The sequence below is a fragment of the Mesorhizobium sp. Root695 genome (genome assembly GCF_001428185.1).
Lineage (GTDB): Bacteria > Pseudomonadota > Alphaproteobacteria > Rhizobiales > Rhizobiaceae > Mesorhizobium.
In genome coordinates, this window is sequence record NZ_LMHO01000046.1 from 256,409 (window position 1) to 271,838 (window position 15,430).

The 15,430-nt window shown below is 62.2% G+C and carries 15 protein-coding genes; all 15 read left to right on the forward strand.

What is annotated here, in order from left to right:
* The first annotated feature begins 86 nt into the window (after positions 1-86).
* The 15 genes from ASD99_RS31570 to lpxB all read left to right on the forward strand — a co-directional run bounded on the left by ASD99_RS31570 (position 87) and on the right by lpxB (position 15,327).
* Positions 87-1,379 carry a hypothetical protein gene (locus tag ASD99_RS31570; RefSeq protein WP_057146007.1) on the forward strand — a complete coding sequence of 431 codons (1,293 nt, stop codon included), beginning with the start codon at positions 87-89 and terminating at the stop codon, positions 1,377-1,379.
* Between the two features lie 60 nt (positions 1,380-1,439).
* Entirely contained in the window at positions 1,440-1,718 is a 279-nt protein-coding gene (locus tag ASD99_RS31575; RefSeq protein WP_056587577.1) for a DUF4031 domain-containing protein, read from the forward strand.
* Between the two features lie 203 nt (positions 1,719-1,921).
* Complete coding sequence (gene rpsB / locus ASD99_RS31580; protein ID WP_057146008.1) at positions 1,922-2,710, forward strand: 30S ribosomal protein S2; 789 nt, start codon at positions 1,922-1,924, stop codon at positions 2,708-2,710.
* A gap of 109 nt (positions 2,711-2,819) precedes the next feature.
* Positions 2,820-3,740, forward strand: a complete 921-nt coding sequence (gene tsf, locus ASD99_RS31585; RefSeq protein ID WP_057146009.1) for a translation elongation factor Ts — start codon at positions 2,820-2,822, stop codon at positions 3,738-3,740.
* 291 nt (positions 3,741-4,031) lie between these two features.
* On the forward strand, positions 4,032-4,754 hold the full coding sequence (gene pyrH / locus ASD99_RS31590; protein WP_082525466.1) for a UMP kinase: 723 nt from the start codon (positions 4,032-4,034) through the stop codon (positions 4,752-4,754).
* Between the two features lie 110 nt (positions 4,755-4,864).
* The gene (gene frr, locus ASD99_RS31595) at positions 4,865-5,419 is read left to right on the forward strand and encodes a ribosome recycling factor (protein WP_027044549.1); all 555 of its coding nucleotides are present in this window, start codon (positions 4,865-4,867) and stop codon (positions 5,417-5,419) included.
* A gap of 34 nt (positions 5,420-5,453) precedes the next feature.
* Positions 5,454-6,188: an isoprenyl transferase gene (locus tag ASD99_RS31600; protein WP_082525458.1), complete on the forward strand. Its 735-nt coding sequence runs from the start codon at positions 5,454-5,456 to the stop codon at positions 6,186-6,188.
* A complete protein-coding gene (locus ASD99_RS31605; RefSeq protein WP_057146011.1) occupies positions 6,185-7,000 on the forward strand; it encodes a phosphatidate cytidylyltransferase in 816 nt (271 codons plus the stop codon). The genes ASD99_RS31600 and ASD99_RS31605 overlap by 4 nt, the downstream gene beginning before the upstream one ends.
* Before the next feature lie 104 nt (positions 7,001-7,104).
* Positions 7,105-8,247, forward strand: coding sequence for an RIP metalloprotease RseP (gene rseP, locus ASD99_RS31610; protein ID WP_057146012.1), 1,143 nt, complete (start codon positions 7,105-7,107; stop codon positions 8,245-8,247).
* A 217-nt stretch (positions 8,248-8,464) separates the two neighbouring features.
* Complete coding sequence (gene bamA, locus ASD99_RS31615; protein ID WP_056587588.1) at positions 8,465-10,831, forward strand: outer membrane protein assembly factor BamA; 2,367 nt, start codon at positions 8,465-8,467, stop codon at positions 10,829-10,831.
* Positions 10,832-10,907: 76 nt separating this feature from the next.
* A complete protein-coding gene (gene lpxD, locus ASD99_RS31620; RefSeq protein ID WP_057146013.1) occupies positions 10,908-11,966 on the forward strand; it encodes a UDP-3-O-(3-hydroxymyristoyl)glucosamine N-acyltransferase in 1,059 nt (352 codons plus the stop codon).
* Positions 11,959-12,426 carry a 3-hydroxyacyl-ACP dehydratase FabZ gene (gene fabZ, locus ASD99_RS31625; protein ID WP_027036657.1) on the forward strand — a complete coding sequence of 156 codons (468 nt, stop codon included), beginning with the start codon at positions 11,959-11,961 and terminating at the stop codon, positions 12,424-12,426. The genes lpxD and fabZ overlap by 8 nt, the downstream gene beginning before the upstream one ends.
* A gap of 13 nt (positions 12,427-12,439) precedes the next feature.
* Positions 12,440-13,273, forward strand: a complete 834-nt coding sequence (lpxA, locus tag ASD99_RS31630) for an acyl-ACP--UDP-N-acetylglucosamine O-acyltransferase (RefSeq protein WP_056587835.1) — start codon at positions 12,440-12,442, stop codon at positions 13,271-13,273.
* On the forward strand, positions 13,260-14,162 hold the full coding sequence (locus ASD99_RS31635; protein ID WP_244482860.1) for an LpxI family protein: 903 nt from the start codon (positions 13,260-13,262) through the stop codon (positions 14,160-14,162). Before lpxA ends, ASD99_RS31635 begins: the two co-directional genes overlap by 14 nt.
* Entirely contained in the window at positions 14,155-15,327 is a 1,173-nt protein-coding gene (lpxB, locus tag ASD99_RS31640; protein WP_056587594.1) for a lipid-A-disaccharide synthase, read from the forward strand. Before ASD99_RS31635 ends, lpxB begins: the two co-directional genes overlap by 8 nt.
* The last annotated feature ends 103 nt before the right edge of the window (positions 15,328-15,430 follow it).

Here is a 15,430-nt window from a genome sequence, read left to right on the forward strand (position 1 = left end):
CACGGCGTGGTCGTGGGGAACGACTTGAACGCGCCGCAATCGTCTCTCAACCTCTTCCCCGGCGTCAAGGCGCAAGGGGGAGCAACTTGAGCAAGATCGATGTCTTCGTGGCGCCGCGGCCCAACCCGGCACTGATCAGAGCCATGACATCCGTTAACCGGATCGTCATGCTGCACGGCATCCCCGGATTTCGTGATCTGTTGCCGTTCAACCGCCTGGCCGGTCTGCGCGGCGTCGCCAATGTCCGTCACATCGACTTTCCCGACCTCGAGCGGCTGAAGGCCAGTTGCGGGGCAGGGAAGGCGACCTTCATCACACCCAACCATCCCGAGTTCTTCACCGACTGGATGATCGACAAGGAGATCGTGTCGCAGGTCAGCCCGCTCACTGCCTCCTGGGCGACGAATGGTGTCGTCAACGGTCTTGGCCGGCTGATGCAGAAATTCTGGCTGGCCAACAATCTGATCGCCCAGATCCCCGGCAACAGCGGGGCAGCCAAGGAACACTCCATCGCCTGGGCCTTGAAGGGCCATGGCGTGCTGCTGCATCCAGAAGGCGGCGTCGGCTGGCACGGCAATATCGTTGCGCCGTTGCTGCCGGGTGCCGTCGAGATGGGGCTTGAGGCCCTCAAGCGCGGTCGGGCCACGGATCCCGATTTCAAGGTCTGGATCGCGCCAGTCGTCTGGAAGCTTGCCTTCACCAGGAATGTCGAAGCGGCGCTGGCGAAGGAGTGCGCCTATGTCGAGAAAAGCTTGACAATAGAACGCGACGCGACCGACACGCTGCCGCAGCGTATCCACCATATCTATTCGGCGCTGCTGACCCGCGACGAAGCCGCCTGCGGCATGCCGTCCGACGATGGCGCGACCTATGCCGAGCGCCAGCAGGCGTTGGTGACCGAGCTCGGCCGCCGGCTCGGCAAAAGCATTTCAGCCGACGCCGAGAGCACCGACACCACCGATCTTCTGCGGCGGGCGCGTCGCTGGCAGCGCGAAAACACCGGCGACGCCGAAGGGCAAAAGCAGGTCCGCATGCTTGCCGATACGGTCCAGAGGCTGCATCGCGTTGGGGGCTGGGCTTCGGCCAACCCGCGCATCACCCAAGAGGAGATCGCCGAACACCTGAAGCGGATCCGCAACGACTATTGCCGGGGCGGACTGCGTGACACGATGAACCGGTTCATTCCACAGCCGGCCGGACCGCGTTGCGCCCACATCCGGGTGCCCGATCCACTCGGCCTGCATGAGTATACGGGCTCGATCGACGACGCGGTTGCCGAGTTGCACCGTCGCATGCAGGACACCGTCACCAGCACAGTGATCGAGCTTGCAGCCAAAGGCAGCTTCATTTTCTATCCGAATCCATTCTATCGTCACTGACATCTGGACGGGCCATGTGGTCGACTATCGTGACGGATGGAAGGGCGGACAGCAAGCTTCATGGCAGTCTATGTCGACGCTGCGATCTGGAACTGGGCCGGCCATCGCTGGTGCCATCTGCTGGCCGACGACACCGCCGAACTGCATCGCTTCGCTGCAGAACTGGCTGTCAAGCGTTCATCGTACCAGGGGCCGCCCAAGACATCGGCGCCGCATTATGACATAACCGGCTTCGAGCGCGACCGCGCGGTGCGGCTCGGCGCCATCGAATGCAGCCGCGAGGAGATCGTCACGGTCTTCCGGCGGGTTCGGGTGCCGAACGGGAAGATAAAGCGCTGACGGCAGGGCGCGGATCGTCGCACGCCGCACCACAGATCCCGCGCCGCTTGCGTTTGTCGCGCATCCCCTCTATATGCGCGCTCATTCCACACACGGACTTTGGTGTCTGCCCGGGAGAAATCCGGCTGAAACCTCCGGTGGCGTTCGAGGACAAAGTCCAAAAATGCCTGTGTCCGTGGAGGCTAACCGGAAAGGAACTTTGAATGGCACTGCCTGATTTCAGCATGCGCCAGCTTTTGGAAGCTGGCATTCACTTCGGCCACCAGACCCACCGCTGGAACCCGAAGATGGCGCCCTACATCTATGGCGCCCGCAACAACATCCACATTATCGACCTGTCGCAGACGGTGCCTTTGCTGCACCAGGCGCTGAAGCAGGTTTCCGACACCGTCGCCAAGGGCGGTCGCGTGCTGTTCGTCGGCACCAAGCGCCAGGCGTCCGACATCGTCGCCGATGCGGCACAGCGTTCGGCCCAGTACTATGTCAACTCGCGTTGGCTCGGCGGCATGCTGACCAACTGGAAGACGATCTCGAACTCGATCCAGCGGCTGCGCAAGCTCGACGAGATGCTGGCCGGCGAGGCCCAGGGCCTGACCAAGAAGGAGCGCCTCAACCTCGACCGCGAGCGCGAGAAGCTCGACAAGGCGCTGGGCGGCATCAAGGACATGGGCTCGACGCCCGACCTGATGTTCGTCATCGACACCAACAAGGAAGCGATCGCCATCCTTGAGGCCAAGCGTCTCGGCATTCCGGTCGTCGCCATCATCGATTCCAACTGCGATCCGGACAAGATCGACTTCCCGATCCCCGGCAACGACGACGCGGCCCGCGCCATCCAGCTCTATTGCGACCTGATCGCCAAGGCTGCGATCGACGGAATCGCCCGTCAGCAGGGCGCGCTCGGCGTCGACATCGGCGCTTCGGTCGAAGCTCCGATCGAGCCGGCCCTCGATCCGGCTCCGGCCCCGGCGTCGGAAGCCCCCGAAGCTTGACAATCGAAGGCCGGTTGCGGCCTTCATCTTTCTCATATTTTGGCACGCTAAACAGACGCACCATCGAATACCGATGGTGCGTCGGTGCATTTAAAACAAAGAGGCGACAATGAGCATTTCGGCTGCACAGGTCAAAGAACTCCGCGACTTGACCGGCGCGGGCATGATGGATTGCAAGGCGGCGTTGACCGAGACCAACGGCAACATGGAAGAGGCCGTCGACTGGCTGCGCAAGAAGGGTATTTCCAAGGCCGACAAGAAAGCTGGCCGCACCGCGGCTGAAGGTCTGATCGGCGTTGACAACGGGGTGCGCGAGGCTGCTGTCGTAGAAGTCAATTCCGAAACTGACTTCGTTGCCCGCAATGCCGCGTTTCAGGAAATCGTCGCCAACGTTGCCAAGGTTGCTCTGGCCTATGGTACGACAGACGCTGTGGCTGCCGCAAAGTATCCGGGTTCGGACAAGTCGGTTGCCGACACCATCAAGGACGCTGTCGGCACCATTGGCGAGAACATGGGCTTCCGCCGCTCTGCCAAGCTGACTGTTCCACACGGCGCAGTCGCTACCTACGTCCACAACGCGGTTGCCGATGGCCTTGGCAAGCTCGGCGTGCTGGTCGCGATCGAGACTACGGGCAATGAGCATGCTGCCAACGCCTTTGGCCGTCAGGTCGCCATGCATGTTGCCGCCACCAACCCGATGGCGCTGACCGCAGAGCAGATCGATCCGGCCGCGGTCGAACGCGAGAAGGCGATCTTCTCCGACCAGGCGCGCCAGTCCGGCAAGCCGGAAGCCATCATCGAGAAGATGGTCGAAGGCCGTCTGCGCAAGTTCTACGAAGAGGTCGTGCTCCTGAAGCAGGCCTTCGTGCTCAATCCCGACATCACCGTCGAGAAGGCGCTGAAGGATGCCGAGAAGGACATCGGCGCGCCGGCCAAGATCACCGCTTACCTGCGCTTTGCACTGGGCGAGGGCATCGAGAAGGAAGAGACCGATTTCGCTGCGGAAGTCGCGGCCGCGGTCAAGAAGTAAGCCGCCAACCGGCTTTTCGGCTCAGGCAACTCGGCCGGGCGCTCGCAAGGGTGTCCGGCCGATTTCTTGTGCGATGTCGACTAAGGCGCGCAGCTTCGGCGCCATGGACGCTGGGCCTGCTCATGGAAGGTGCTTTTGCCGGCGTAAGTTGACAAAAGGCGAGAGAATTCCGGGTAGGGCGCCGCGTGACATCGCGGCGCCCTTCGTGTATCGGAACGCCATTGTTTCGAGGCGGCGCCTGCGCGAGGGTAGCCACCCGGAACGCGCCACATGCAAAATGAAGAGGCCCAGATGACGGTGAAGCCCCTCTACCGACGTGTCTTGTTGAAAGCGTCGGGCGAAGCATTGATGGGCGAACAGCATTTCGGCATCGACGTCTCGGTGGTGGATCGCATCGCCGCCGATATTGCCGAGGCTCGCGCGCTGGGCATCGAGGTCGGCGTCGTCATCGGCGGCGGCAACATCTTTCGCGGCGTGGCCGTTGCCTCCAAGGGCGGCGACCGTGTCACCGGCGACCACATGGGCATGCTTGCCACGGTGATCAATTCGCTGGCGCTGCGCACGTCTCTGAACAAGATCGGTGTCGACGCCGTGGTGCTTTCGGCGATCGCCATGCCCGAGCTTTGCGAAAGCTTTTCGCAGCGCCAGGCGACCGCCTACATGAACCAGGGCAAGGTGGTGATCTTTGCCGGCGGCACCGGCAATCCGTTCTTCACCACTGATTCGGCCGCCGCGCTTCGCGCGGCTGAAATCGGCGCCGACGCGCTGTTCAAGGGCACTCAGGTCGACGGCGTCTACTCGGCGGACCCGAAGAAGGACCCGAATGCGACGCGTTTCGAGCGCATCAGCCATGGCGAAGTCATAAATCGCGGCCTTTCCATCATGGATACGGCAGCGATTGCACTTGCGCGCGAAAACAACATTCCGATAATCGTCTATTCGATCCACGAAAAAGGTGGTTTCGGCGATATTCTGAGGGGCGGCGGCCGCTGCACGGTCGTCGCGGACGATTGATCTGGGGCCTGATCCCGAAGAAGGGGAAGCCGGTTTTCGAAAATCAGGCTCGAATACGGGGCCTTGCCCCGAAGCAGTGAACCCGCGTTAGACGGGTCGAGGAGATAAAGATGAGTGGTGAGTACGACGATCTCAAGCGGCGCATGGATGGGGCGATCGCCGCGTTCAAGCATGATCTGGCTTCGCTGCGGACCGGTCGCGCCTCCAGCAATCTGCTCGATGCGATCCAGGTGCAGGCCTATGGCACCAGCATGCCGATCAATCAGGTCGCCAACGTCTCGGTGCCGGAGCCGCGCATGATTTCGGTATCGGTCTGGGACAAGTCGATGGTCGGTGCGGTCGACCGCGCCATCCGCGAATCCAATCTGGGTTTCAATCCGATCGTCGACGGCACCAACCTCAGGATTCCACTGCCTGAACTCAACGAACAGCGCCGCAAGGAACTGGTCAAGATCTCGCACACCTACGCCGAGAATGCCCGGGTCGCCGCGCGCCATGTGCGCCGCGACGGCATGGACTTCCTGAAGAAGGCGGAGAAGGACGGCGACATCAGCGAGGACGATCAGCGCAAGCGCTCGGACCAGGTCCAGAAACTCACAGACGAAACGATCAGCACCATCGACCACCTGCTTTCCGATAAGGAAGCTGAAATCATGCAGGTTTAGGGTCTTGGCCAGCGGCTGACCCGAAAGCGAGAACATGGCAACGCCCGCGCATGTCGCGATCATCATGGACGGAAACGGACGCTGGGCCAAGGCGCGCGGCATGCCTCGTCTTGCTGGCCATCGTGCCGGGGTCGAGGCGCTGCGCAAGACGGTGCGAGCAGCACCCGGGCTCGGCATCTCCTACCTGACCGTCTACGCTTTCTCGTCGGAGAACTGGTCGCGGCCGAAGTCCGAGGTCAGCGACCTGATGGGCCTTCTGAAAATGTTCATCCGCCGCGATCTCGCCGAACTGCACCAGAGCGGCGTGCGGGTCAGGATTATCGGCGACAGGGCAGGGCTGCAGTCCGACATCAGGGGCCTGCTCGACGAGGCCGAATCGCTGACCGCCGCAAATGAATCACTGACGCTGGTGATCGCCTTCAACTATGGCGGACGCGACGAGATCGTGCGCACGGCGCGCAAGCTTGCCGCAGCCGTGGCGCGTGGCGAACTCGACAGCGAGGCGATATCAGCCGAAAGCTTTGCCGGCGCTCTCGACACGCAAGGCATTCCCGATCCGGAACTGGTCATCCGCACCAGTGGCGAACTCCGGCTGTCGAACTTCCTTCTGTGGCAGGCCGCCTATAGCGAGCTGGTCTTCCTGCCTTGCTACTGGCCCGACTTCAGCCGCGAGCACCTTGCCGAGGCCTTGCGCGAATTTGCCAGCCGCGAACGCCGTTTTGGCGGACTTGGGGCCCAGGACGTTGCTTCGCGACCGGCCGCGGGATGAGCAACCTCCAACTTCGGGTCATTTCGGCTGTCGTGCTTGCCACCATCACCCTTGGCTTGACCTGGTTTGGCGGCTTGCCGTTCCGGCTGCTGTGCGCCGTCATGGTGGCGGCGATCTTCTATGAATGGACCCGCATGTCGCGCCCGACAGAGGCCGCTGGCCTGGGTTTCCTGCCGGAAGCGTTGCTGCTTGTCTTCATTGGCGCCTTGATCTGCGGCCTGGCCGCCTCGCGGCTGCTGCCGTTTGTCGTGGTCATGGTTGCCGCAACGGCGATTGCCGCCTCGGTTCGCAAGACCGAACAATGGGATGCGAGCGGCCTTGCCTATGCCGCCGTTTCCGGCCTGTCGCTCGCCTTGCTGCGCGATGGCGACCGTTCAGGTCTCATTGCCATCCTGTTCCTGTTCGCGGTCGTCTGGGCCACCGATATCCTTGCCTATTTCGTTGGCCGTGCCGTTGGGGGTCCGAAACTGGCGCCGTCGATTTCGCCCGGCAAGACACGCAGCGGCGCGCTCGGTGGCGCTGCCGGCGGTGTCGTTGCCGGGCTGATCCTCGCGGCCGCCGCCGGTGTCGGCAATCTGGCATTGCTCGGCCTGGTGGCGCTAGTGCTGTCGATTGTCTCCCAAGCCGGCGACCTGTTTGAATCCTGGGTCAAGCGCCGCCACGGCCGCAAGGATTCGGGTGCGCTCATCCCGGGCCATGGCGGCGTCATGGATCGTGTCGACGGGCTTGTCGCCGCGGCTTTCGCCCTATACGTCATCGGTTGGATTTCGGCGACCGCCGACAATCCGGCGCAGGGGCTGTTTCCCGTTTGAGTGGTGCCATTTCAGGGTCCTGTGCGCGGCGCGCCTTGGATTCGCCCGGATTGGTGTCACAGTCACGGTGCACTCCGCGCCGTGGAAGAATTTGAGGGTTTGTCTTGAACGAGATTCTTCACGCGCTTTTCAGCACAGAAGGCTTTGTCCTCGGAACGCTCGTGCCGTTCGTGTTTGTGCTGACCGTGGTCGTGTTCGTCCATGAAATGGGCCATTACCTTGTCGGGCGCTGGTGCGGCATCGGCGTCAAGGTCTTCTCGATAGGCTTCGGCCCGGAACTCTTCGGCTTCAACGACAGCCACGGCACGCGCTGGAAACTGTGCGCGATACCGCTCGGCGGCTATGTCAAATTCGTCGGCGACATGAATGCCACGTCGAGCCAGCCCACGTCGGAAGAGCTCGAAACGCTGACCGAGGAAGAGCACAAGGTCGCCTTTCATACGCAGCCGATCTGGAAGCGCGCGGCTACGGTGGTGGCCGGACCGCTGTTCAATTTCCTGCTGGCGATCGTCGTCTTTGCCGTGCTGTTCACCGCCTATGGCCGCTATGTCGCGGAGCCCATGGTGGCCGAGGTGACCGCCGGCAGCCCGGCGGCCCAGGCCGGTATCCTGCCCGGCGACCGATTCGTCAGCGTCGACGGCAACAAGGTCGAAACCTTTGGTGACGTCCAACGACTGGTTTCGGGCCGCGCCGACGACATCATCACCTTCGTCATGCTGCGCGACGGCAAGGAGGTCACGGTGACCGCGGCGCCGCGGCTGATGGAACAGGAAGACGCGCTCGGCAACAAGGTCAAGGTCGCCGTGATCGGTGTCGTCAACAACGAGGAACTCGGCCAGCCGCGGCTCATCACCTACACGCCGGTGGGGGCGGTTGCAGCGGCGGTCGAGGAAACCGGTCACGTCATCCAGCGCACGGGCCAGTTCCTGCAGCGCTTTGTTGTCGGGCGTGAGGACAAATGTCAGCTGGGCGGCCCGGTGAAGATCGCCGACATGGCCGGCAAGGCGGCGAAACTAGGGTTCGAATGGCTCGTGCAACTGGTCGCGCTACTCTCGGTCGGTATCGGGTTTCTGAACCTTTTGCCGATTCCCCCCCTCGACGGCGGCCATCTCTTGTTCTACGGGGTGGAGGCCGTCATTCGCCGTCCGGTGTCGGAACGGATGATCGAAATGGCCTATCGGGCCGGGTTGCTTCTGGTGCTGTGCTTCATGGGGTTCGTTTTCTGGAACGATCTGTTTGGGTGCTGAAATCATGAAGAAATTTGGCTTCTGCATGGACGATGTTGAGACGCCGTTTACCATGCACGGGGATATGAGTGACGCGAAAGCCACGCCGCAGGGTTAAGTAAATACAAATTAACCAGAAGCCTTGCGTGTAGGGAAAATCCGGTTAATACGGTAGGGGAAATTACCGCACGTCCGGTTTTCTCGCCGTGGGGACTACGAGAAAAGGTTATTAAGCCCGATGAAGGCAGCATCCAAGTTTCTGAGCGCCGCGTCCGCGGTGACCCTGTCCGCGGCTCTTGTCGTGCCAGGCGCGCTCGCAGTGCAGTTCGTTGCCACATCGGCGGCCGAAGCCGCTGTCGTCAGCAGAGTCGAAGTGAGCGGCAACCAGCGTATCGACGCTGAGACCATCCGCAATTACATCACCATCAAGCCGGGCAAGGCGTTCTCAAGCTCCGATATCGACAGCGCGGTCAAGGCGCTGTTCGGCACGGGTCTGTTCTCGGATGTGCAGATCAACCAGGTCGGCTCGACACTGGTGGTCAAGGTTGCCGAGTACCAGGTCGTCAACCAGGTGCTGTTCCAGAACAACAAGAAGCTCAAGGACAATGCGCTGGCGATGGCGGTGCAGCTGAAGCCGCGTGGAACGTTCTCGCAGGCGACGCTCGATGCCGACGTCGAATCGATCAAGGCTGCCTACAAGCGGATTGGCCGCGACGATGTGACTGTGACCACGCAGGTCATGCAGCTTGGCGACAACCGCGTGAACGTGGTCTTCAACATTGCTGAAGGCGATCGCACGCAGATCGCGGCGATCAATTTCGTCGGCAACAGCGCCTATTCCAGCCGCCGCCTGTCGGATGTCATCAATACCAAGCGTTCGACCTGGCTTTCCTTCGTGCTGCGCGACGACGTCTATGACGACGACAAGCTGCGCGCCGACCAGGAACTGCTGCGCCGCTTCTATTACAATCACGGCTACGCCGACTTCCAGGTCGTATCCGCTGTCGGCGAACTCGACAGCGCGACGAACAAGTACACGGTCACCATCACCGTCCAGGAGGGCGATCGCTATACGTTCGGCGACGTCAGTGTCGAAAGCACGATCCCGGAAGTCGACAGCAAGTCGCTGGAATCGGTGGTCGAGACCCGCAAGGGCGACGTCTACAACGCCAAGGACGTCGAGGATTCCATCATCGCCCTGACCGAGAAGGTGGCCGGTTCCGGCTACGCCTTCGCGCAGGTGACGCCACGCGGCGACCGTAATTTCGAGAACCACACCATTTCGGTGGTCTATACGGTCGACCAGGGCACCAAGGCCTATATCGAGCGCATCGAGATCCGCGGCAACGATCGCACGCGTGACTATGTCATTCGCCGGGAGTTCGACGTCAGCGAAGGTGACGCCTTCAATCAGGTGCTCATCCAGCGCGCGAAGAAGCGTCTGGAGGCTCTAAATTACTTTGACAAAGTCGATATCTCGACGGTGCCGGGCTCGCAGCCCGACCAGGTCGTGCTGGTGGTCGACGTGGTCGAGAAGTCGACCGGTGAATTCTCGATCGGTGCCGGCTATTCGACCGGTGGCGACACGGCAGGTCCGTCCGTCGAAGGATCGATCACCGAGCGCAATTTCCTCGGCCGTGGCCAGTTCATCAAGCTGTCAGCTGGCGGTGGCAAGAATTCGCGCGACTACAGCATTTCGTTTACAGAGCCTTATTTCCTCGGACGGCGCATCGCCGCCGGCTTCGACGTCTTCAAGCAGACGAGGAATTACGACAACTACGACAGCGATACTGTGGGTGCGACGGTGCGTTTCGGCCTGCCGATCACCAACAGCATCTCGACCCAGCTTGCCTACAACATCTCGCAAGAGAAGTATGAGCTGGATGACGGCTGTGACGCCAATGGCGACGGGATTCCCGACGCTGACTGCAGTGTTTCCACGGCTATTCTAGACGGCATAAAGCAAAGCCCTTGGATCAAGTCGTCGGTCAGCTTGGGGCTGGTTTACAACACCATTGACGACATGAAGAACCCGCACGAAGGCATCTACGCCACTACAACGGCCGAATTTGCAGGTCTCGGCGGCGATGCCAAGTATGTGAAGGTGACCGGACGCGGCAGTATCTACCAGACGCTGTCAGAACAGTTTGACTTGGTTGGGCTCATTTCGGCTGGCGCAGGTCATGTGCAGGGTTATGGCAGCGACGGCGAACTGCGTATCTTCGATCAGTTCCAGAGCAACGATCGCATGATCCGCGGCTTTGCTTATGGTGGCATTGGCCCTGTGGATCCTCTCACCGGGGACCATCTCGGAGGCACCACCTATTTCAATGCCTCCGCGGAAGCTCAGTTCCCGCTCCCTGTCGTTCCGGAAAGCTTCGGTCTGCGTGGCGCCGTCTTTGCTGACGCGGCCACACTTTATGGCAGCAAGATTACGAGCGTTGCTCAGGAGTCGACCAACTTGGAGTTGCGTGCCTCGGTCGGCCTCGGCCTGATGTGGGCCTCGCCGTTCGGGCCGATCCGTATCGACTATGCGATCCCGGTCAAGAAGGAAGCGCGCGACGACGTGCAGGAATTCAACTTCGGCATATCGACCCGCTTCTGATCGGCGGCCAACGATGCTCCCGGGTCCTACCAGGCCCGGGGGAAATGTACCGACCTAGCTGGATATAGCTTCTGGAATGACCGATCCGGTGTTCTTCGCGCCATCACGCCGGTATACGGCGGGCGAAGTCGCGAATCTGACCGGCTCGGTGCTTGTCGATTCCGGCCACTCCGATATTTCGATCGAGGCGCTCGCGCCGGCCAGCGAGGGCGGCGAGAATGCGCTCGTCTTTGTCGACGGCAAGCGCAATTCCGCGCTGATGCCGTCGTTGCGGGCGGCCGCGGTCCTGTGCCCGGCGGAATTTGCCGGCAAGGCGCCGGCCGGCGTTGCCGTTCTGGTTCATCCGCGTCCGCAACAGGCCTTCGCGTTTGTCGGGCGCCTGCTGTTTCCGAGGGCGGCGACGCCAGGGCCGATGACCAGTGAAACCGGTGTCTCGCCGCATGCTCATGTCGATGCGACCGCACATGTCGAAGCCGGCGCCGTCATCGAGGCCGGCGCGGTCATCGGGCCGGGTGCTTCGATCGGTAGGGGTACCGTCATCGCGCCCAATGCCGTCATCGGACAATCCTGCCAGATCGGCCGCGATGGCTATGTCGGTCCAGGTACCAGCATCCAGTACGCCTTGATCGGCAACCGCGTCATCATCCATGGCGGCGCCAGGATCGGTCAGGATGGTTTTGGCTTCGTCGGCGGCGCCAAGGGGCCCGAACGCGTGCCGCAGATCGGCCGTGTCGTCATTCAGGACGACGTCGAGATCGGCTCCAACACCACCGTCGATCGCGGCGCCATGTCGGATACGATCATCGGTCAGGGCACCAAGATCGACAATCTCGTGCAGATCGCCCATAACGTCCGCATCGGCCGCAATTGCATAATAGCCGGGCTTTCGGGTATTTCGGGTTCCGTGGTCGTGGGTGACAATGTCACCATGGGCGGCGGCGTCGGGCTTGCGGATCACCTGACCATCGGGTCCGGGGCCAAGCTTGCCGCCAGAAGTGGGTTTATGAGCAATGTCCCTGCAGGCGAGATCTGGGGCGGTTATCCGGCACAGCCGATGGCGGAAGCCATGCGGGAGATAGCCATGCTGCGCAAGCTCGCCAGGACCCGCAAACAGGGCGAGGGAGGCAATGGCTGACATGATCGCGTCGACGACGCTGGAAGCGGTCGACATCATGGGGCTTATGAAGCTCCTGCCGCACCGCTATCCGTTCCTGATGATCGATCGAATCGTTGATATCGACGGCGACGAGTCCGCCGTCGGCATCAAGAATGTGACCATAAACGAGCCGCATTTTCAGGGCCATTTCCCCGAGCAGCCGGTCATGCCGGGTGTGCTTATCGTTGAGGCGATGGCGCAGACCGCCGGCGCCATCTGCATCCGCAGCCTGGGCACTGAAAAGCCGTCGCTGGTCTATTTCCTGACCATCGACAATGCCAAATTCCGCAAACCGGTCGTTCCCGGCGACCAGTTGAAGATCTATGTCAAGAAAATCAAGAAACGCGGCAACCTGCTCAAATTCGCTTGTGAAGCCATGGTCGACGGCGCCAAGGCGGCCGAGGCCGAGATTTCAGCCATGATGGTCACCAGCGACTGACGATCGAATGCTTATGAAAATCAAGACATCCATTCATGCTTCCTCCGTTGTGGAGGAAGGCGCTCAAATCGGCCAAGGTGTGCGCATCGGACCGTTCTGCCACGTCGGCGCCGATGTGGTGATCGGCGATGACGTCGAGCTGGTCAGTCATGTCTCGGTGATGGGTGCGACCACCATCGGTGCCTCGACCAAGGTCTATCCGATGGCGACATTGGGCGCACCGCCGCAGAACACCAAGCACAAGGGCGGTCGCACCACCCTGGTCATCGGCAAGAACTGCACGATCCGCGAAGGCGTGACCATGCATCTCGGCACCGATTCCAGCCGCGGCGAGACGACGGTCGGCGACAATGGCAATTTCCTCGCCTACGCCCACATTGCCCATGATTGCGTCGTCGGCAACAACGCGACGTTCGCCAATGGCGCGACACTGGGCGGCCACTGCGAGGTCGGCAACAACGTCTATATCGGCGGCCTGACCGCCGTGCATCAGTTTGTCCGCATCGGCGACAACGCCTTTCTGGGCGGCTGCTCCGCGATCGTCGGCGATGTCATCCCCTATGCCATCGCGGTCGGCAACCGCGCCAGTCTGCGCGGCCTCAACATCATCGGCCTGAAGCGCTCCGGCCAGCCACGGTCCGAAATCCTTGTGCTGCGCAAGGCTTACCGGATGATCTTCGATCGTTCCCGCACCGTTGGCGAGAACATCGAATTCGCCAAGGCGGAGTTCGCGTCGTCGCCGACCGCCATGAAGATCATCGATTTCATCACCAGTCGCGGCAAGCGGCACTATGCTGTGCCGTCGCTCAAGGGCGGCGATGGCGACGATGTCGATGACGAAGACTGAGGCAGCGGCAGCGCGTCTTGGTCTTCCGCCGGGCTCCAGGGTCGGCATCATCGCCGGCGGCGGCAGTCTGCCTGTCGAAGTCGCGGCCGGTTCGGCTGAACAGGGTTATCCGCCCTTCGTCATCCTGATGGAAGGCGAGGTCGACCGCATGGCGGAGCTCTCCCGATATGAGCATGAAAGCCTCGCCCTGGAAGGTATCGGCTCGCTGATACCGTTGCTGAGGCGGCACCGGATCACCCATCTGGTGCTTGCCGGCGAGATCAAGCGCAGGCCAAGACTGACACAGCTCCGACCGAGTCTCAGCCTGCTCGCAGTGATACCGGTTGTTGTCGCGGCGCTGGCGCGTGGCGACGATGGCCTGCTGAAGGTCTTGGCACGAGGCCTCGAAGCGCGGGGAATAAAGGTCGTCGGGGCGCATGAAATTGTGCCGAACCTTGTTGCCGCCGATGGCGTCCTGACGAAGGCCGAGCCACGGAAATCGGACTGGCTCGACATCAAGGCAGGCCTTGCGGCGGCAAAGGCAATCGGAGCGCTGGATATCGGCCAGGCGGCGATCGCCGTCGGTGGCCGGACCATTGCGCTGGAAGGCATCGAGGGGACGGCCGGGTTACTCGATCGTGCGAAGCTGCTGCGTGGCCATGGCCGTATTGCGGGGAAGATCCGCGGCGTGCTGGTCAAGTGCGCCAAGCCTGGTCAGGAACTGCGCGCGGATCTTCCTTCCATCGGCCCGCAAACGGTCGAAGCCGTGCATGCGGCCGGGCTTGCCGGCATTGCCGTCGAGGCGGGACGTTCGCTGGTTCTCGAAGGCCCCGAAACCATAGCGCGCGCCAACGCACTCGGTCTGTTCGTCATTGGCCTGCCTGCCGCGACGGAGCCGGACAATGGCTGACAGGGCATTGAAGATCGCGATCGTTGCCGGAGAAGAGTCCGGCGATCTGCTCGGCGCCGACATCGTGCGTTCGCTCAAGCAGGCTACCGGGCGCGAGGTGCAACTCGTCGGCGTCGGCGGCCGCCATTTGCAGGCGATGGGACTGGCATCGCCATTCGATGCCGGCGAGATTGCCCTCATGGGTTTCAGCGCCATCTTGCGCGACCTGCCGCGCCTGATGCGGCGGATCAGACAACTGGCCAGGACCGTTGCGGACGAAAAGCCGGACTGCCTCGTCACCATCGACAGCCCGGACTTTTCATTGCGCGTCGCCAAAAAGGTGCGGGCGGCCAATCCATCGATCCCGATCATCCACTATGTCTGCCCGAGCGTCTGGGCGTGGCGGCCGGGCAGGGCGGTGGCGATGAAACCCTATGTCGACCATATCCTCTGCATCCTGCCGTTCGAGGTGAAGGAGCTCGAGCGGCTGGGCGGCCCACCGGGCACCTATGTCGGGCATCGCCTGACCCATGACGCCGGCGTGCTCGCCGCGGCCAAGGCGCAGGACCTGCCGCGCGATCTTGCTGCGGACCGCTTGAAGACGCTGCTTGTCCTGCCCGGGTCGCGGCGCGGTGAGGTACGGCGCCTGCTCGACCCGTTCGGCGAGACGGTGTCGATGCTGCGCGCTCGCGGACATCGCATGCGATTGTTGCTGCCGACGGTTCCGCATGTCGCCGACCTGGTCAAATCCTCGGTCAACCGCTGGGATGAGAAGCCTGAGATCATTGTCGATCCCCAACGCAAATGGCAGGCCTTCGGCAAGGCCGATGCCGCGCTGATCGCGTCCGGGACGGTATCCCTGGAACTGGCGCTGGCGGGTGTGCCGATGGTCTCCTGCTACAGGCTCGATCCCGTCGCCCGCGCCGTGGCACCTTACCTGCTGTCGGTCTGGTCGGCACTGCTGCCCAATCTGATCTCGGATCGCGCGCTGGTGCCGGAATTCTACAACGAATATGTCAAGCCGAACAATCTGGCCCGACAACTGGAAGCGCTGTTCGCGGATAGCGGGATGCGTGCCTGGCAGAAGCAAGGCTTCGCCGAGATCACGCGGCGTATGGCGACCAACAAGCCATCTGGAGAGATTGCGGCGGGCGTTGTGCTTCGTCACATAAAAAAGGCGCCCTGAGGGGCGCCTCAGACTGCTGACAAACCCCTGGCATTTGCCGGGGGTTTTTGATTCACTGGGTCATGTTGAAGCGACCCGCCCCTGAACAGACCGCGCTCGAGAT

Bases quoted from the DNA above. Each gene is read 5' to 3' on its own strand.
- lpxA (WP_056587835.1), top strand. From the start codon at position 12,440: ATGAAAATCAAGACATCCATTCATGCTTCCTCCGTTGTGGAGGAAGGC.
- rpsB (WP_057146008.1), top strand. From the start codon at position 1,922: ATGGCACTGCCTGATTTCAGCATGCGCCAGCTTTTGGAAGCTGGCATT.
- frr (WP_027044549.1), top strand. From the start codon at position 4,865: ATGAGTGGTGAGTACGACGATCTCAAGCGGCGCATGGATGGGGCGATC.
- lpxB (WP_056587594.1), top strand. From the start codon at position 14,155: ATGGCTGACAGGGCATTGAAGATCGCGATCGTTGCCGGAGAAGAGTCC.
- ASD99_RS31605 (WP_057146011.1), top strand. From the start codon at position 6,185: ATGAGCAACCTCCAACTTCGGGTCATTTCGGCTGTCGTGCTTGCCACC.
- ASD99_RS31635 (WP_244482860.1), top strand. From the start codon at position 13,260: ATGACGAAGACTGAGGCAGCGGCAGCGCGTCTTGGTCTTCCGCCGGGC.
- ASD99_RS31575 (WP_056587577.1), top strand. From the start codon at position 1,440: ATGGCAGTCTATGTCGACGCTGCGATCTGGAACTGGGCCGGCCATCGC.
- lpxD (WP_057146013.1), top strand. From the start codon at position 10,908: ATGACCGATCCGGTGTTCTTCGCGCCATCACGCCGGTATACGGCGGGC.
- tsf (WP_057146009.1), top strand. From the start codon at position 2,820: ATGAGCATTTCGGCTGCACAGGTCAAAGAACTCCGCGACTTGACCGGC.
- fabZ (WP_027036657.1), top strand. From the start codon at position 11,959: ATGGCTGACATGATCGCGTCGACGACGCTGGAAGCGGTCGACATCATG.
- bamA (WP_056587588.1), top strand. From the start codon at position 8,465: ATGAAGGCAGCATCCAAGTTTCTGAGCGCCGCGTCCGCGGTGACCCTG.
- pyrH (WP_082525466.1), top strand. From the start codon at position 4,032: ATGACGGTGAAGCCCCTCTACCGACGTGTCTTGTTGAAAGCGTCGGGC.
- ASD99_RS31600 (WP_082525458.1), top strand. From the start codon at position 5,454: ATGGCAACGCCCGCGCATGTCGCGATCATCATGGACGGAAACGGACGC.